Source organism: Protaetiibacter larvae (genome assembly GCF_008365275.1).
GTDB classification, from domain to species: domain Bacteria; phylum Actinomycetota; class Actinomycetes; order Actinomycetales; family Microbacteriaceae; genus Homoserinibacter; species Homoserinibacter larvae.
This window is the reverse complement of record NZ_CP043504.1, coordinates 1,732,956-1,749,856: the sequence shown is the minus strand read 5'-3', so window position 1 is coordinate 1,749,856 and position 16,901 is coordinate 1,732,956. Positions and strand designations below refer to the sequence as shown.

The window sequence follows — 16,901 nt, the reverse complement described above, 5'->3', positions numbered from 1 at the left end:
GAGGAGGCGCGGATGCCGAGATACGTGCTGGCGATCGACCAGGGCACCACGAGCACCCGTGCGGTGCTCGTGACCTCCGACGGGCGGATCGCCGCCTCCGCGCAGCGCGAGCACGCGCAGCTGTTCCCTCAGGCGGGGTGGGTGGAGCACGACCCGGCCGAGATCTGGCGGAACGCGCGGCTCGTGATCGGTGAGGTGCTCGCCCGCGCCGACACGACCCGCCACGAGGTGGCGGCGATCGGGATCACCAATCAGCGCGAGACCGCCATCGTGTGGGAGCGCGCGACGGGGCGACCGGTCGCGAATGCGATCGTCTGGCAGGACACCCGCACGCAGGCCCGCATCGACGCACTCGCGGACGGTGACGTCGACCGCTTCCGCGACCGCACGGGACTGCCGCTCGCGAGCTACTTCTCGGCCGCCAAGATCGCCTGGATCCTCGACGAGACCCCGGGCGCCCGCGCCCGCGCCGAGCGCGGGGAGCTGCTGTTCGGCACCCCCGACAGCTGGGTGCTGTGGAATCTGACCGGCGGACCGTCCGGCGGGGTGCACGCGACCGACGTCACGAACGCCTCGCGCACGCAGCTCATGGATCTGCGCACCCTCGACTGGGACCCGGACCTCCTCGAGGCGTTCGGGGTCCCCGCGGCGATGCTGCCGAGCATCCGCAGCTCGTCCGAGCGCTACGGCGAGGCCTCCTCGTCGAGCCTCGTGCTGCACACCCCCATCGCCGGCATCCTCGGCGACCAGCAGGCCGCCACCTTCGGACAGGCCGCCTTCGAGGCCGGCGAGTCGAAGAACACCTACGGCACCGGCAACTTCCTCATCGTCGGCACGGGCGAGCAGCTCGTGCGCTCGCGCAACGGCCTCCTCACGACCCTCGCCTACCGGCTCGGCGACGCCCCGCCGCGCTATGCGCTCGAAGGCTCCATCGCGGTCACCGGATCGCTCGTGCAGTGGCTGCGCGACAATCTCGGCCTCATCGGCGCGGCCTCCGAGATCGAGGCACTCGCCGCGAGCGTCCCCGACACGGGCGAGGTGTACATCGTCCCCGCCTTCTCGGGACTGTTCGCGCCGTACTGGCGACCGGATGCGCGGGGCGCGATCGTCGGACTCACCCGGTTCACCAACCGCGCGCACCTGGCCCGTGCCGCACTCGAGGCGACCGCGTTCCAGACGCGCGAAGTGCTCGACGCCGCCGCCGATGACCTCGGTCGCCCCTTCGCCGAGCTCCGCGTCGACGGGGGCATGGTGCGCAACGAACTGCTCATGCAGTTCCAGGCCGACATCCTCGGGATCCCCGTCGTGCGTCCGGCCGTCACCGAGACGACGGCGCTCGGCGCCGCCTTCGCCGCCGGCCTCGCGGTGGGCTTCTGGTCGGGGCTCGACGAGCTGCGCGCCACCTGGTCCGAGGACCACCGCTGGCTCCCGCAGATCTCCCCCGCGGCGCGCGAGGCGCGTCTCGCCACCTGGCGCAAGGCCGTCACGCGCACCTTCGACTGGGTCTAGCCGTCAGCTGGTCGAGGAGTGGGGTGGGGTGCCGCTTCCGCGACGCTGGCATTGGGTCTGGCGGGAGCGCGCCGACGCGAAGCGCCGGCACGCGGGGGCATGCGTCGCGGAAGCGGCATCACACCCCGCTACGCCCGTCCCGATGGCTCAGGCCCGCGTCGCGGCCACCCAGGCGTCGAGCTTCGCGGCGGCGGCCCCCGAGTCGATCACCGATGCGGCGACCGCGATCTTGTCGCGGAACCGGTCGCGGATGTCCTCCTCGGCACGCGTGTGATCCTGTGCGAGCTCCCACGAGACGAGCCCCGCCGCCGCATTGAGCAGCACGATGTCGCGCACCGGGCCGCGATCGCCCGCGAAGACCCGGTGCACGATGCCGGCGTTGTGGACGGCGTCGCCCCCGCGCAGCTCGTCGATGCTCGCCCGCGGCAGGCCGAGATCCGCCGGATCGAGGTCGTGCTCGGTGACCGAGCCGCGGGACACCTCCCAGACGTGGCTGTGCCCGGTCGTGGAGAGCTCGTCGAGCCCGTCGTCGCCACGGAAGACGAGGGCGGTCGCCCCGCGGGTCTGGAACACGCCGACCACGAGCGGCACCTTGTCGAGGCTCGCGACCCCGACCGCCGACGCCTCGGGTCGCGCCGGGTTGCACAGCGGCCCCAGGAAGTTGAACACCGTCGGGATGCCGAGCTGCGCGCGCGTCGGCCCCGCGTTCTTGAAGCCCGGATGGAACAGCGAGGCGAACACGAAGGTGATCCCCACCTGCTCGAACACCTCCGCCACGCGCGCGGGCTCGATCGCGAGGTCCACCCCGAGCGCGGCGAGCACATCCGAGGAGCCCGACGACGAGCTCGCGGCGCGATTGCCGTGCTTCACGACCTTCGCGCCCGCCGCCGCGGCGATCACCGACGACATGGTCGACACGTTGACGGTGCCGAAGCGGTCGCCCCCCGTTCCCACGATGTCGAGCGCCATCGGGTCGACCTCGAGCGGCTGCGCGTGGGCGAGGATCGCGTCGCGGAAGCCGACGATCTCGTCGACCGTCTCGCCCTTGGCCCGCAACGCCACGAGGAAAGCCCCCAGCTGGGCATCGGTGGCATCCCCCGTCATGACCTGCTTCATGGCCCATTCGGCCTCGGAGATCGACAGATCCCCGCCCGCCAGCAGTTCGGTGAGCACGGCGGGCCAGGTCAGTTCGGTGGGCATGCGCACGATCGTAGCGACTCGCGGAGCGACCCGAATCGGGACGCCCGAGGCACGACAGGCCCGGATCGGTGAATTCGCCGTGAGCGATATCGGCCATAATGGGATGCGTGACCACTACCTCCGCAATCAGCGCTCCGAGCACCGCGGTCATCAACCGGCCGAGCGTCGTCTCCGTGGGCACGATCGTGTGGCTGGGTTCCGAGGTCATGTTCTTCGCGGGCCTCTTCGCGGTCTACTTCACGCTTCGCTCCACCTCACCGGGGTTGTGGGAGGAGCAGACGGCCAAGCTCAACGTCACCTATTCGCTGATCAACACGATCATCCTCGTGCTGTCGTCGTTCACCGCCCAGTTCGGCGTGTTCGCGGCCGAGCGGATGCAGCCCCGCCGCACGGGCGGCGTCTTCGCCTTCACGAAGTGGGGCCTCGTCGAGTGGTTCTTCCTGAGCTACGCACTCGGCGCGGTGTTCGTGGTCGGGCAGATCTTCGAGTACGGGCAGCTCGTGAGCGAGCACGTCGGCCTGCAGTCCGACTCCTACGGCTCGGTGTTCTACTTCGCGACCGGCTTCCACGGCCTCCACGTCACGGGCGGTCTCATCGCCTTCCTGCTGGTCATCGGGCGGGTCTTCTCCGTCAAGACCTTCACCCACAAGGAGGCGACGAGCGCGATCGTCGTCTCGTACTACTGGCACTTCGTCGATGTCGTCTGGATCGGCCTGTTCCTCGTCATCTACGTCCTCAGATAGCCCGGCAGATCGGATCCTTTCCACGACCATGGCGACTTCCGCTTCCACACCCCGCAACCGCCGTGCCGGCCGGCGCTCGCCGTTGGCCTCTGCGGCCCTCCTGCTGATCGGCCTCCTCGCCACCGGTGGCGCGTACGCCGCCATCACGGCATCCAGCAGCGCCGACGCCGCGAGCCAGACCCAGGTCGCCCAACTCGCCGAGGACGGCCAGAAGCTGTTCGCCGCCAACTGCGCCAGCTGCCACGGCCTGCAGGCCCAGGGCACCGAGGACGCCCCCAGCCTCATCGGCGTGGGTGCCGCGGCCGTCGACTTCCAGGTCGGAACCGGCCGCATGCCGATGGCCGCCGACGGCCCCCAGGCCGAAGAGAAGCCCGTCCAGTTCACCGAGGCGCAGATCGCCGCCCTCGCCACCTGGGTGGCCTCGCTCGGCCCCGGTCCCTCGATCCCCGAAGAGCAGTATCTGAAGGGCGACGACCTCCCCGCCGGTGCCGAGCTGTTCCGCATCAACTGCGCCATGTGCCACAACGTGGCCGGCGCGGGCGGCGCCCTCACGCAGGGCAAGTTCGCCCCCTCGCTCATGGGCGTCACCCCCAAGCACATCTACGAGGCCATGATCACCGGCCCGCAGAACATGCCCGTCTTCAACGACCGCAACATCACGCCCGAAGACAAGGCGAACATCATCAGCTACCTCAAGTTCATCGAGAACAACCCGTCGCCCGGTGGCCTCGACCTCGGCAACCTCGGACCGGTCTCGGAGGGTCTGTTCGTCTGGATCTTCGCGCTCGGCGCGATCGTCGGCGTCACCATCTGGCTCACGGCGAAGTCGAACTGACGCGTGGCCGCAGAAACACAGGAAGGGAAGCGAATGGCTGAGACGGACGGCGCCGGACCCGGCACCGCAGTCGAGACGCACGCACCGGCGCCGGTGTCATCCGGTGTCGCGGTGATCTCGCCCGACGCCGTCGAGAACCCCGGCTTCCCGCCGTACCGGGCGCGCGTCTCCGAGCTCGACCCCGCCAAGGAGCGTCAGAACGAGCGCCGCGTCTTCTGGCTCTTCCTCGCCTCCGCCGTCGGCAGCGTCTTCGCGGTCGTCGCCTACATCGTCTTCCCCATCCACGAGGGCGACCTCGGTTCGGTGCGCCTCAACAACCTCTTCCTGGGTCTCGGCTTCGCGCTGGGGCTGCTCGGCATCGGTTTCGGGGTCGTGCACTGGTCGAAGTCGCTCATGGACGGCCATGACATGGTCGAGAACCGCCACGAGACCCGCGGCAAGCCGGAGACCATCGCGCGCGCCTCCGAGATCTTCACCCTCGGCAACCAGGAGTCCGGCTTCACGCGCCGCAAGCTCATCCGCAACGGGCTGCTCGGCGCCCTCGTGCTCGCGCCGCTCTCGGCGATCGTGATCTTCCGCGACTTCGCCCCCGCAGAAGACCCGGTCAAGCTGCTCAAGCACACCCTGTGGGAGGAGGGCGTGCGTCTCGCGCGCGACCCCAACGGCATCCCGATCAAGGCGTCGGATGTGACGCTCGGCTCGGTCTTCCACGTCATCCCCGCGAACCTGCACGAGTCGGAGCACCCGCTCGAGGAGAAGGCCAAGGCGGCCGTGCTGCTCATGCGGCTGCGCCCGGAGGACCTGCAGGTCTCGGAGGGACGCGAGGACTGGAACTTCCGCGGCATCGTCGCGTACTCGAAGATCTGCACCCACGTGGGATGCCCGGTCGCGCTCTACGAGCAGCAGACCCACCACCTGCTCTGCCCCTGCCACCAGTCGCAGTTCGACATCACGCGTGAGGCCGCCGTCATCTTCGGCCCGGCCAAGCGTCCGCTGCCGCAGCTGCCCATCACCGTCGACGAAGAGGGCTACCTGGTCGCGCGCAGCGACTTCCAGGAGCCTGTCGGCCCGAGCTTCTGGGAGCGTGCGCTGTGACCGCGACTGCCACCGCCACGACCGAGGCTCCGGCCGGGACGACGGTCGAGAAGGCTCCCCCCGGGCCGGGCATGCGCTTCGTCAACTGGGGCGCGAACTACATCGAGGACCGCACGAGCCTCTCGGGCTTCGTGAAGGAGCTCGGGCGCAAGATCTTCCCCGACCACTGGTCGTTCATGCTCGGCGAGGTCGCGCTCTACAGCTTCATCGTCATCCTGCTGTCCGGCACCTTCCTCACCTTCTTCTTCCAGGCCTCGATGGCCCCGGTCGTCTACGAAGGCTCGTTCCCGACCCTCAAGGGCGTCGAGATGTCGGCCGCGATGGCGTCGACCCTCGACATCAGCTTCGACATCCGCGGCGGCCTGCTCATGCGGCAGGTGCACCACTGGGCGGCGCTGCTGTTCGTGGCCTCGATCGGCCTGCACATGCTGCGCGTGTTCTTCACGGGCGCCTTCCGCAAGCCGCGTGAGATCAACTGGGTCGTCGGCTTCCTGCTGTTCGTGCTCGCGATGGCCGAGGGCTTCACGGGCTACTCGCTCCCCGACGACCTGCTCTCGGGCAACGGCCTCCGCATCATCGACGGCATGGTCAAGGGCATCCCGATCGTCGGCACCTGGCTGTCGTACCTCGTGTTCGGCGGCGAGTTCCCCGGCGAGGCCATCGTCGGCCGCCTCTACACGCTGCACATCCTGCTGCTGCCGGCGCTCGTGCTCGCCTCGATCGGCGTGCACATGATCCTGCTGATCGTCAACAAGCACACCCAGTTCGCCGGGCCGGGCCGCACCGAGGGCAATGTCGTCGGTGCGCCGATCCTCCCGGTCTTCGCCGCGAAGGCGGGCGGGTTCTTCTTCATCGTGTTCGGGGTGATCATGCTCGTCGCCTCGACGGTCACCATCAACCCGATCTGGAACTACGGACCCTACGACCCCTCCCCCGTGTCGGCGGGTACCCAGCCGGACTGGTACATCGGTTTCGCGGACGGCACCCTGCGCCTCGTCCCGCCGGGCTGGGAGCTCGAGATCTTCGGTTTCACGCTCTCGCTCAACATCCTGGCGCCCATCGCGGTCATCGGCGTCTTCCTCGTGCTGGTCGCCTTCTACCCGTTCATCGAGGCGTTCATCACGGGCGACAAGCGCGAGCACCACATCGCCGACCGTCCGCGCAACGCCCCGACCCGCACCGCGATCGGCGCCGCCGGCGTCACCTTCTACGCGATCATGTGGGCGGCCGCGAGCTCCGACCTCATCGCCACCCATTTCCGGCTCTCGATCGAAGGCGTCACGCACACCCTCCAGGCGCTGCTCATCCTCGGCCCGATCATCGCCTACATCGTGGCGAAGCGCATCAGCATCGGCCTGCAGAAGAAGGATCGCGAGATCGCGCTTCACGGCTTCGAGTCGGGTCGAATCGTGCGACTGCCGGGCGGCGAGTACATCGAGGTGCACGAGCAGCTCTCCGAGTACGAGCGCTGGCGTCTGGTGAGCTACGAGGACTACGCGCCGCTCGTCGTGCGCCCGAACGCCAAGGGCAAGATCACGGTCGGCACCCGCCTGCGGGGCGTGCTGTCGCGCTGGTTCTTCGAGGACCGCATCGCACCGGTCACGAAGGCCGAGCTCGAGTCCGGGCACCACTGATCATCGTCTTCTCGGGGAGGGGCGGAGCCTGAGGGCTCCGCCTCTCCCCCCTTTCCGCCTGCCGTGGCCGCGCGCCTCTCGCTTTCCCGGCGACGATCCCTCAGAATGTCGTCATGGAACTGGGGCTCGTCATCGGCATCGCCTTCACCGTGGTCGCCCTCGGAGGGTGGCTCGTGGCGACCCTCCTGCTGCGGCGCCACGGCACGGCGGCCCCTCTCGCGCCCGCGGATCGCGACGCCGCGCTCCGGGCTCGGAGCCTGCACGAACAGGCCGCAGCCGGCCAGATGGCGGCGATGGCGAGCGCTCAACGCCAGTAGGCTCGACGTCCCGCCGACCCGGCTGCCCGGTTCAGAAAAAGCGGCGCATGTACTCGGCCGACTCGTGGAACCCGAGCCTGTCGTAGAAGCCGCCGGCGCGGCGGCTCGCGACCGTCAGCTGGGTGACGCCGCGCCGTACGCACTCCGCCTCGACCGCCTGCACGAGCCGGGTGCCGTAGTCGTGTCCGCGCGCATCCGAGGCGACGACGAGCTCCTGCAGCTGCGCTGAGAGCCCGTTGGTGGACAGCAGCGGCACGATCGTGGTCAGCGCGTAGCCGCGCACCCCCTGGTCGTCCTCGACGACGTAGAGCAGCACCGAGGGCTGCTCCCCCGCGAGATAGCCGGCGATCGTGCGGTCGAATGCCGCCCGATCGGGAGGGAAAGCGTGGCCGAGCTGGGCGACGAGCGCGAAGACCGCGTCCTCGTCACCGGCGCGAACCTCGCGGACCGGCATCAGCGGGCGAAGTTGTTCCGGTAGTACTCGTAGTTCCAGCCGACGATCGCGATGAGGGCGAGCGGGCCGCCGATGAGCGACACCCACGGGCCGACCGCGAGGCCGAGGAACACGAGCGCGAGCGCGAGACCCAGCACGAACGGCCACCAGCTCCAGGGGCTGAAGTGCCCGATCTCGGGGTCGTCGTCGTCGATGTCGGCGTCGGCGAGGTCCTGCGGAAGCTCCGCACCCTGGTGGCGGTGCACGCGGCCCAGGTAGAAGGCGATGAAGAACGCGAGGATGCCGGAGAGCGTCATCGCGACGGTGCCGACCCACTCCACCTCATGCGTGTCGAGCAGCGCCCATCCGGTGTAGACCGCGGCGGAGAGCCAGAAGAAGATCCCGAGGATCCACAGCAGGTTCACATTGGTGCGCATGGGCTACTTCACCTCTCCGGTGGCGAGGTCCTCGACAGGCGTCTCAGGCGCGTCCTTGAGCGGTCCGATGCCGTACTGCTCGGTGGTCTCGGGGTGGTGCAGGTCGAACGCGGGCGACTCGGAACGGATGCGCGGGATCGAGGTGAAGTTGTGCCGCGGCGGCGGGCACGAGGTGGCCCACTCGAGCGAGCGCGCGTTGCCCCACGGGTCGTCGACGGTCACCTTGGGCGCCTTGCGGGCGGTGATCCAGACGTTGAGGAAGAACGGCAGCAGCGACACCGCGAGGATCGCGGATCCGATGGTCGACAGCTGGTTCATCCAGGTGAAGCCTTCGCCCGCGAGGTAGCCCGCGTAGCGGCGCGGCATGCCCTCGACGCCGAGCCAGTGCTGGATGAGGAAGGTCGTGTGGAAGCCGATGAACAGCAGCCAGAAGTGGATCTTGCCGAGCCGCTCGTCGAGCATCTTGCCCGTCCACTTCGGCCACCAGAAGTAGAAGCCCGAGAACATCGCGAAGACGACCGTTCCGAACACCACGTAGTGGAAGTGGGCGACCACGAAGTACGAGTCCGACACGTGGAAGTCGAGCGGCGGCGAGGCCAGGATGACGCCCGTGAGTCCGCCGAAGGTGAAGGTCACGAGGAAGCCGATCGCCCAGATCATCGGGGTCTCGAAGGTGACCGAGCCGCGCCACATGGTGCCGACCCAGTTGAAGATCTTCACGCCCGTCGGCACCGCGATGAGCATCGTCATGAGCGCGAACCACGGCAGCAGCACCGAGCCGGTGACGTACATGTGGTGCGCCCACACCGTGACCGAGAGCGCCGCGATGGCGATCGTCGCGTAGATGAGGGTCTTGTAGCCGAAGATCGGCTTGCGGCTGAACACCGGCAGCACCTCGGAGATGATGCCGAAGAACGGCAGCGCGATGATGTAGACCTCGGGGTGGCCGAAGAACCAGAACAGGTGCTGCCAGAGGATGGTGCCGCCGTTGGCGGGATCGAGCAGGTGCGCGCCGAACACGCGGTCGGCGCCGAGCGCGAACAGACCGCCCGCGAGCACCGGGAAGGCCAGGAGCACGAGGATCGACGTCACGAGGATGTTCCAGGTGAAGATCGGCATGCGGAACATCGTCATGCCGGGCGCGCGCATCGTGATGATCGTCGTGATGAAGTTCACGGCTCCCAGGATCGTGCCGAAACCGGACAGCGCGAGACCGAACACCCAGAGGTTGCCGCCGAGACCCGGCGAGAACGTCGTGCTCGACAGCGGTGCGTAGGCGGTCCATCCGAAGCCGGCCGCACCCTGCGGGGTGAAGAAGCCGCCGATGGCGATGAGCGAACCGAAGCTGAACAGCCAGTAGGCGAAGGCGTTGAGGCGCGGGAACGCCACATCCGGCGCACCGATCTGCAACGGCATCGCCACGTTCGCGAAACCCGCGAACAGCGGGGTCGCGAACATGAGCAGCATGATCGTGCCGTGCATCGTGAAGAGCTGGTTGTAGGCCTCGTTCGACGGCACCACGTCGACGCCCGGCGTGAACAGCTCCACGCGGATGACGAGCGCGAGCACGCCGCCGATGCAGAAGTAGATGAACGAGGTGATGAGGTAGAGGTACCCGATCGTCTTGTGGTCGGTGGTGGTGATCCACTTGACGAAGACGTTGCCCTTGCGAGTGGGCTTGGTGCGTCCGAATGCCGGTGCGGCTGCCGTGGTCATCGGATGCCTCAGTCCTCGTTCTCGTCGGTACCGGTGTTACCCGGAAGGTTCTGGTTCACGTTGTTCTCGAGACCGTTGCGCCCCTCGGGGAGCGTGTCGAGGTACGCCTCGTACTCGGCGCGCGAGACGACGTGCACCGTGAAGAGCATGTCGGCGTGGTACTCGCCGCACAGCTCCGCGCACTTGCCGCGGTAGACGCCCTCCTTGAGCGGAACGAAGTACATGTGGTTGGACTTCGCCGGGATCATGTCCTTCTTGTAGAGGAAGTCGATGATCCAGAAGGAGTGCGCGACGTCGCGCGACTCGAGGTCGATCTGCACCTTCTCGCCGACCGGCAGATACAGCGCCGGCAGGGTGTCCTCGTCGAGCTCGCCCTTCTCGTCGGGCTGGGCCTGCACGCCCTCGGAGTGGCGGTTCTCCTCGAGGTAGTTGAAGTCCCACGCCCAGCGCTTGCCGATCGCCTCGATGCGCACCTGCGGGTCGCCCGGATCGGTCTCGATGACCGTCTGGTCGCGCGCCGTGAAGGCGAAGAAGCCGATGATGAGGATGAGCGGCACGATCGTGTAGAAGATCTCGATCGGCAGGTTGTAGCGCAGCTGGATCGGGAGGCCGCTCTGCCCCTTGCGGCGGCGGTAGACGACGGCCGCCCAGAGGATGAGGCCCCAGGTGACGACGCCCACGCCGAGGAGCACGATCCACGAGGTGACCCACAGGCCGATCACGCGGTCGGTGTGGTTGGTGGTGCCTGCACCACCCGGAAGCCAGCCGTTGAGCTGCTGCTGGGTGCAGCCGGCGAGCACGAGGGTGACCACGAGCCCGATCGGAAGGACTGCCCAACGGGCGAGTCGTGAACGGCGGGCCGGACCCTGTGGGCGGTTGGATCGCACCTGTGACCTCTCGGACGACGACAGCTGTGGTTCGTGTTCGAGTCTATAACCACGCGAGGCGCCCTCCTCGCGGAGAACGCCTCGTGTTGGCTATCGGTGACGGCTCAGTGGAAGCTGTCGCCGCATGCGCAGCTGCCCTGCGCGTTGGGGTTGTCGATCGTGAAGCCCTGCTTCTGGATGGTGTCCTCGAAGTCGATCGAGGCGCCGTCGAGGTAGGGCACGCTCGTGCGGTCGACGACGACCTCGACCCCGTCGAAGTCGCGCGTGGCGTCGCCGTCGAGCAGGCGCTCGTCGAAGTAGAGCTGGTAGATGAGGCCCGAGCAGCCGCCCGGCTGCACGGCGACGCGCAGCCGCAGGTCGTCACGGCCCTCCTGCTCGAGCAGGGAGCGCACCTTGAAGGCGGCGGTGTCGGTCAGGGTGACCCCGTGCGTGGTCTCGAGGGTGTCGGTCATGTGGGCGATTGTACCCGCCGGTCCCGGGGGAATGCTGGTCATCGGGCCCCGAGCCGCGCGAGCAGCAGCGCCTCGGCGAGGATCGCCTTCTCGAAGCTCGGCAGGTGCACCGACTCGTTGGGGCTGTGCGCCCGCGAGTCGGGATCCTCGACGCCCGTCACGAGGATCTGGGCGTTCGGGAAGCGCTCGGCGAGTGCGGCGATGAACGGGATCGACCCGCCGACCCCCATTTCGACGGCGGGGTTGCCGAAGGCCTCTCCCAGCACCTCCTTGACGTCGGCGACCGCCCATCCGCTCGTGTCGACGAGGAACGGCTGACCGAGGTCCAGGCCGTCGACCTCGAGTCGGGCGCCGTACGGCGCGTGGGCGCGCAGATGGCCGATGAGCGCTTCGTAGGCGTCCTCGGCGCGCTGCCCCGGCGCCACGCGGGCGCTCACCCGCACGCGGACGCTGGGGACGAGGGTATTGGAGGCGTCGCGCACGCTCGGCGCGTCGATGCCGGTGATCGTGATGGCCGGCTGATTCCAGATGCGCCCGATGATCGCGCCGTGCCCGATCGGCTGCGCCTCCGGCAGCAGGCCGGTCTCCGCGCGCAGCTGGGCCTCGTCGTAGGCGGGCGTCTCGGCCTCGCGCGAGCTCAGCCCTGCGACGGCGACCGAGCCGTCCGCGTTCCACAAGGTGTCGAGGGTGCGGATCGCGGCGAGCATGGCGTCGGGAACCGCTCCCCCGAACATGCCGGAGTGAGAGGCGTGCTCGAGCGTCGTGAACCGCAGGTTGAACGCCACCGCCCCGCGCAATCCGACCGTGATCGCGGGCACGTCGATCGACCAGTTGCCCGAGTCGGCGACCACGATGACGTCGGCGTCGAACTGCTCGCGATAGTGGTCGAGGAAGGTCGTGATCGAGCGCGATCCGAACTCCTCCTCCCCTTCGGCGTAGAGCACGATGCCGATCTCAGGGTCGCCGAGCACCGTCTGGTACGCGCGGATCGCCGCGAGGTGCGCGACCACGCCGGCCTTGTCGTCGGCCGCGCCGCGCCCGTACAGGCGGTCGCCGCGCAGTGTCGGCTCGTACGGCTTCGAATGCCAGTCCGCCTCGTCGCCGGGAGGCTGCACGTCGTGGTGCGCGTACAGCAGGATCGTGGGCTTGCCGCCTCGGGCCGCGCGCGTCGCGACGACCGCCGGCTGGCCGAGGACATCCGCGTCGGGCCCGGCGATCGGCAGCTGCACGACCTCGACCGACTCGAACACCCCGAGGGCGCGCGCGAGCTCCGCCACCCGCTCCGCGCTCGCCCGCACCTGGGAGTGGTCGAAGCCGTCCCAGGCGACCGAGGGGATGCGCACGAGACCGGAGAGCTCGGCGATGGCCGCGGGCAGCCCCGCGGCGACGGCCTCCCGGAACTCGTCGGCGCGAGGGGTGGCGGGGGCGGCGGCGGACGGCTCGGTCACAGGCATGTGGGCTATCTTAAGGTCACCGACCAGCGAGGATCCCGTGCCCAAGAACACCCCCACCGAACCGTCCGCTGCGCCCGAGACCCCGGAGACCGAGTCGGTCGCCGGCAAGGGTCGCGCGACCCCGAGCCGCAAGGAGCAGGAGGCCGCGCGCAAGCGCCCCCTGGTTCCCGACGACCGCAAGACGGCCTCACGCGAGTCGCGCGCCAAGCTCAACGAGCAGCGCGATCGCGCACGGGTGGGCATGGCCAACGGCGAGGAGCGCTACCTCCCGGCTCGCGACAAGGGCCCCCAGAAGAAGTACGTGCGCGACTACGTGGACGCCCGCTGGAGCGTCGGCGAGGTCCTTCTGCCCCTCATGGTGCTCGTGATCCTCACCTACTTCATCCCGAACCAGTACGTGGCGATCTACGCGCTGCTCGCGGTGTGGGCGGTCATCCTGCTCGTCGTGATCGACGTGCTGTGGCTCGGCCGCCAGCTGCGCAAGAAGCTCGCCGCCAAGTTCGGAGCCGGGAAGGTCGAGAAGGTCACCTGGTACGCCGCGATGCGCGCCGTCCAGTTGCGCCCGCTGCGCCTCCCGAAGCCTCAGGTCAAGCGCGGGCAGTTCCCCGCGTAGATCGGGTCATCTCCCGCCGCGACTCCTCGCGGCGCTCCTGACCAGCTAGCTCGTGAGCCCTCTGTTCACCGCGCGCGCCCAGAACGGACCCTCGTAGAGGAAGGCCGTGTAGCCCTGCACGAGGGTGGCGCCCGCCTCGAGGCGCTCCCGCACCTCGGCCGCGGTCGTCACACCGCCCACCGCGATGAGACACAGCTCCGGGCCGACCGCCGCACGCAGCAGACGCAGCACCGCGAGGGCGCGCGCAGCGAGCGGGGCTCCCGAGAGCCCGCCGTCGCCGGCCGCCGCGACGACGGCCGGGTCGGTGACGAGACCGTCGCGGGAGAGCGTCGTGTTGGTCGCCACGATGCCGGCGAGCTCGAGCCGCAGGGTCAGCTCGGCGATCCGCAGCACCTGCTCGTCGGTGAGGTCGGGCGCGATCTTCACGAGCACCGGGACGCCGCCCGCGGCGTCCCGGACCGCGGCGAGCAGCGGTTCGAGCTTGTCGAGCTCCTGCAGGCCGCGCAGTCCCGGGGTGTTGGGCGAGCTGACGTTCACCACGAGGTAGTCGGCGTGCGGCGCCAGCAGTCGCGTGCTGACCAGGTAGTCGCCGATCGCCTCCTCGACCGGCACGACCTTGCTCTTGCCGATGTTGACGCCGATGATGGGGCGCACCGCCTGGCGACGTGCCCGCTCGATGCGCGGAGCGGCGGCCTCGGCGCCCGCGTTGTTGAAGCCCATGCGGTTCACCACGGCGCGGTCCGGGATCAGCCGGAACAGCCGCGGCTTCGGGTTGCCCGGTTGGGCGAGTGCGGTGATCGTGCCGACCTCGACGTGGCCGAAGCCGAGCGCGCCGAACCCGGGGATCCCGCGAGCCTCCTTGTCGAAGCCGGCCGCGAGCCCGAACGGCGACGGGAACTCGAGCCCGAGGGTGCGGACCACGAGGGAGCGGTCCGGCCGCGTGAACGCGCGGGTGATCGCGCGCAGCCCGGGCCACCCGAGCACGCGGATGACGAGGAAGGCGAGGTGGTGCGCGAACTCGGGGTCGAGGCGCGACAGGACGAGACGGAAGAGGAGTCGGTACATGCCGACCCCAGGCTAGCCGAGGCGGAGATCGGCGCCGTCGTCCGCCACGGGGGTCGCCTGTGCGTCCGCATGCTCGACCCGCAGCAGCGCGATGGCCGCCTCGAAGTCCTCGAGCGAGTCGAAGCCCTGATACACGCTCGCGAAACGCAGGTAGGCCACCTCGTCGAGCTCCCGCAGCGGCGGCAGGATGGCGAGCCCGATGTCGTTCGCGTCGACCTGCGCGACGCCCGTCGCCCGGATGGTCTCCTCGACGCGTTGCGCGAGCAGCGCGAGATCGGCATCGCTCACGGGACGCCCCTGGCAGGCCTTGCGCACGCCCGAGACGACCTTCTCGCGGCTGAACGGCTCGACGATGCCCGAACGCTTGATGACGTTGAGGCTCGCGGTCTCGGTGGTCGAGAAGCGCCGACCGCATTGCGGGCACTGTCGGCGTCGCCGGATCGACAAGCCGTCGTCGCTCGTCCTCGAGTCGACAACCCGGCTGTCGGGATGGCGGCAGAAGGGGCAGAACATCGCGCTCAGCGTACCCCGTCGGCCCCGAAAAGGCCGGGAATCAGACCGGGAAGCGCACGTCGACCGCGTCGCCGTGGGCGGGCAGCTGCTCGGCGTCGCTCAACGCGCGCAACCGCGCCGCGACCTCCGCGAGCCCCTCGCGTTCGTAGCGGATCACCTGTTGCGGGCGGAGGAAGCTCGCCGCCGAGAGCCCCGAGGAGAACCGCGCCTGCCCGCCCGTCGGCAGCACGTGGTTCGACCCCGCGAGGTAGTCGCCGACGCTCACCGGCGAGTACGGCCCCAGGAAGATCGCGCCCGCGTCGCTGATCGCGGCGAGCTGCGCATCCGGGTCGGCGGTCTGGATCTCCAGGTGCTCGGGGCCGTAGAGGTTGCTGAACTCGGCCGCCGCCGCGAGATCGTCGACGAGCACGATGGCGGACTGCACGCCGTCGATCGCCGCGGTCGCGCGCTCCGTGTGGGTGGTCGCCGCGAGCTGCCGCTCGAGCTGCTCCACGACCCGCACCGCGAGCTCCGGCGCGTCGGTCACGAGGATCGCGGCGGCGAGCTCGTCGTGCTCGGCCTGGCTCACGAGGTCGGCGGCCACCAGGACCGGATCGGCGGTCGCGTCGGCGATCACCAGGATCTCGGTGGGACCCGCCTCGGCGTCGATGCCCACGACACCGCGCACGAGCCGCTTCGCGGCCGCGACGAACACATTGCCGGGTCCGGTGACGAGGTCGACGGCCTCGAGTCCGAGGTCCGGCACACCGTAGGCGAAGGCGCCGATGGCGCCCGCACCGCCCATCGCGTAGACCTCGGTCACCCCCAGCAGCCCGGCTGCCGCGAGGATCGTCGGGTGCACCGAGCCGCCGAACTCGGCCTGAGGCGGCGAGGCGAGCACGACCGAGGCCACCCCGGCGACCTGCGCGGGGACGACGTTCATGATGACGCTCGAGGGATACACGGCCTTGCCGCCCGGCACGTAGAGTCCCGCGCGACGCACCGGCTGCCAGCGCTGCTCGACGCGCGCCCCCGGCGCGAGCTCGGTGACCGCGGGCGCGGGAACCTGGGCGCGCGATGCCCGGCGCACGCGCTCGATCGACTCCTCGAGGGCGGCGCGTACGGGCGCCTCGAGCGAGGCGACCGCGGCCGCGATCGCGTCGACCGACACCCGGATGGCGTCCGGACGCACGCCGTCGAAACGCTCCGCCTGATCCTGCAGCGCCGCCCAGCCGCGCTCCCTCACCTCGGTGATGAGCCGCTCCGCGGCAGAGGTGGCGAACGACACATCCACCTGGGCACGCGGGATGAGCGAGCCGAGTTCGGCGCGTGACGGACGGATGCCGCGGAGGTCGAGAGTCTGGATCATCGCGAGACAATGCTAGAGGCCGCGAGGAATGCCCTCACGCGCCGGAGAGTTGAGCATCCACGATGACCCAGAGCAGCAGCGACCACGAGCCGCACATCGTCGACGAGCTGTCGGCGTTCAAGCTGGCGTTCCGTCGCCTCGCGGCCGGCGTGTCGGCGGTGACCGCGCGCGACCCCGACGGTCGCCCCGTGGGCTTCACCGCGACCTCGCTCGCCTCGCTCGCCGCCGTGCCTCCGCTCGCGACCTTCAACATGGCCCGGGTGTCGAGCGCCTGGCCCGCGATCGAGCAGACCGACCATGTGCTCATCCACATCCTCGGCTCCCGCAACAGCGGGCTCGCGGCCACCATGGCGGGCGACCACGACAGGCGCTTCGACGGCGACCACTGGGCGCCCGGCCCGCTCGGACTGCCGCTGCTGAAAGACGTGCCGGCGTGGATGCTGGGGCGCATCGTGGGCCGCTACCCCGTGCACCACAACGCCGTCATCGTCGTGCAGATCGAGGACGGCGGACTCGGTGCCGAGGACGAAGCACTGCTGTACCACGAGCGCAGCTACTTCCGTCCGGGCGAGCGGCTGTAGGGGCGGATCTCGATACACCGCCTGCGGCGGCACTCGATCAGCGGGGAAGGTCCTGCGGCGGGACTCGAT

The 16,901-nt window shown here is 69.7% G+C and carries 18 protein-coding genes; 8 read left to right on the top strand and 10 right to left on the bottom strand.

The window, feature by feature from the left end:
* The first annotated feature begins 12 nt into the window (after window positions 1–12).
* Entirely contained in the window at window positions 13–1,509 is a 1,497-nt protein-coding gene (gene glpK / locus FLP23_RS08265) for a glycerol kinase GlpK (RefSeq protein WP_149325415.1), read from the top strand.
* 147 nt (window positions 1,510–1,656) lie between these two features.
* Here glpK and trpD read toward each other — a convergent pair whose 3' ends face one another.
* Window positions 1,657–2,709, bottom strand: coding sequence for an anthranilate phosphoribosyltransferase (gene trpD / locus FLP23_RS08260; protein ID WP_149325414.1), 1,053 nt, complete (start codon window positions 2,707–2,709; stop codon window positions 1,657–1,659).
* Between the two features lie 98 nt (window positions 2,710–2,807).
* Between trpD and ctaE the strand changes: the two genes are divergently transcribed.
* The 5 genes from ctaE (at window position 2,808) to FLP23_RS08235 (ending at window position 7,333) form a co-directional block, all read left to right on the top strand.
* Window positions 2,808–3,452 carry an aa3-type cytochrome oxidase subunit III gene (gene ctaE / locus FLP23_RS08255; protein ID WP_149325413.1) on the top strand — a complete coding sequence of 215 codons (645 nt, stop codon included), beginning with the start codon at window positions 2,808–2,810 and terminating at the stop codon, window positions 3,450–3,452.
* A gap of 28 nt (window positions 3,453–3,480) precedes the next feature.
* A complete protein-coding gene (qcrC, locus tag FLP23_RS08250; protein ID WP_149325412.1) occupies window positions 3,481–4,287 on the top strand; it encodes a cytochrome bc1 complex diheme cytochrome c subunit in 807 nt (268 codons plus the stop codon).
* A gap of 33 nt (window positions 4,288–4,320) precedes the next feature.
* On the top strand, window positions 4,321–5,382 hold the full coding sequence (gene qcrA, locus FLP23_RS08245; protein ID WP_149325411.1) for a cytochrome bc1 complex Rieske iron-sulfur subunit: 1,062 nt from the start codon (window positions 4,321–4,323) through the stop codon (window positions 5,380–5,382).
* Between the two features lie 71 nt (window positions 5,383–5,453).
* On the top strand, window positions 5,454–7,016 hold the full coding sequence (gene qcrB / locus FLP23_RS08240; protein WP_149326252.1) for a cytochrome bc1 complex cytochrome b subunit: 1,563 nt from the start codon (window positions 5,454–5,456) through the stop codon (window positions 7,014–7,016).
* A 113-nt stretch (window positions 7,017–7,129) separates the two neighbouring features.
* Window positions 7,130–7,333 carry a hypothetical protein gene (locus FLP23_RS08235; protein WP_149325410.1) on the top strand — a complete coding sequence of 68 codons (204 nt, stop codon included), beginning with the start codon at window positions 7,130–7,132 and terminating at the stop codon, window positions 7,331–7,333.
* A gap of 31 nt (window positions 7,334–7,364) precedes the next feature.
* On the opposite strand, the gene FLP23_RS08230 is transcribed toward FLP23_RS08235, so the two are convergent.
* The 6 genes from FLP23_RS08230 to FLP23_RS08205 form a co-directional block, all read right to left on the bottom strand.
* Complete coding sequence (locus FLP23_RS08230) at window positions 7,365–7,787, bottom strand: GNAT family N-acetyltransferase (RefSeq protein ID WP_149325409.1); 423 nt, start codon at window positions 7,785–7,787, stop codon at window positions 7,365–7,367.
* Window positions 7,787–8,203 carry an aa3-type cytochrome oxidase subunit IV gene (gene ctaF, locus FLP23_RS08225; protein WP_149325408.1) on the bottom strand — a complete coding sequence of 139 codons (417 nt, stop codon included), beginning with the start codon at window positions 8,201–8,203 and terminating at the stop codon, window positions 7,787–7,789. The genes FLP23_RS08230 and ctaF overlap by 1 nt, the downstream gene beginning before the upstream one ends.
* A 3-nt stretch (window positions 8,204–8,206) precedes the next feature.
* Window positions 8,207–9,919: an aa3-type cytochrome oxidase subunit I gene (gene ctaD, locus FLP23_RS08220; protein WP_149325407.1), complete on the bottom strand. Its 1,713-nt coding sequence runs from the start codon at window positions 9,917–9,919 to the stop codon at window positions 8,207–8,209.
* Between the two features lie 8 nt (window positions 9,920–9,927).
* Window positions 9,928–10,731: an aa3-type cytochrome oxidase subunit II gene (gene ctaC, locus FLP23_RS08215; RefSeq protein WP_246139940.1), complete on the bottom strand. Its 804-nt coding sequence runs from the start codon at window positions 10,729–10,731 to the stop codon at window positions 9,928–9,930.
* Window positions 10,732–10,910: 179 nt separating this feature from the next.
* Window positions 10,911–11,258, bottom strand: a complete 348-nt coding sequence (locus FLP23_RS08210; RefSeq protein ID WP_149325405.1) for a HesB/IscA family protein — start codon at window positions 11,256–11,258, stop codon at window positions 10,911–10,913.
* Between the two features lie 38 nt (window positions 11,259–11,296).
* Window positions 11,297–12,712 (bottom strand): dipeptidase, encoded by a 1,416-nt coding sequence (locus tag FLP23_RS08205; RefSeq protein WP_149325404.1) that lies wholly within the window; start codon window positions 12,710–12,712, stop codon window positions 11,297–11,299.
* 37 nt (window positions 12,713–12,749) lie between these two features.
* Between FLP23_RS08205 and FLP23_RS08200 the strand changes: the two genes are divergently transcribed.
* The gene (locus tag FLP23_RS08200) at window positions 12,750–13,325 is read left to right on the top strand and encodes a DUF3043 domain-containing protein (RefSeq protein ID WP_246139939.1); all 576 of its coding nucleotides are present in this window, start codon (window positions 12,750–12,752) and stop codon (window positions 13,323–13,325) included.
* 45 nt (window positions 13,326–13,370) lie between these two features.
* On the opposite strand, the gene FLP23_RS08195 is transcribed toward FLP23_RS08200, so the two are convergent.
* Genes FLP23_RS08195 through hisD form a run of 3 tightly spaced genes read right to left on the bottom strand, consistent with a single transcriptional unit; the run spans window position 13,371 to window position 16,251 of the window.
* A complete protein-coding gene (locus FLP23_RS08195; RefSeq protein WP_149325402.1) occupies window positions 13,371–14,390 on the bottom strand; it encodes a quinone-dependent dihydroorotate dehydrogenase in 1,020 nt (339 codons plus the stop codon).
* 12 nt (window positions 14,391–14,402) lie between these two features.
* Window positions 14,403–14,903 (bottom strand): transcriptional regulator NrdR, encoded by a 501-nt coding sequence (gene nrdR / locus FLP23_RS08190; protein WP_149325401.1) that lies wholly within the window; start codon window positions 14,901–14,903, stop codon window positions 14,403–14,405.
* A gap of 40 nt (window positions 14,904–14,943) precedes the next feature.
* Window positions 14,944–16,251 carry a histidinol dehydrogenase gene (gene hisD, locus FLP23_RS08185; RefSeq protein WP_149325400.1) on the bottom strand — a complete coding sequence of 436 codons (1,308 nt, stop codon included), beginning with the start codon at window positions 16,249–16,251 and terminating at the stop codon, window positions 14,944–14,946.
* A 62-nt stretch (window positions 16,252–16,313) separates the two neighbouring features.
* Between hisD and FLP23_RS08180 the strand changes: the two genes are divergently transcribed.
* Window positions 16,314–16,832, top strand: a complete 519-nt coding sequence (locus tag FLP23_RS08180) for a flavin reductase family protein (RefSeq protein WP_149325399.1) — start codon at window positions 16,314–16,316, stop codon at window positions 16,830–16,832.
* The last annotated feature ends 69 nt before the right edge of the window (window positions 16,833–16,901 follow it).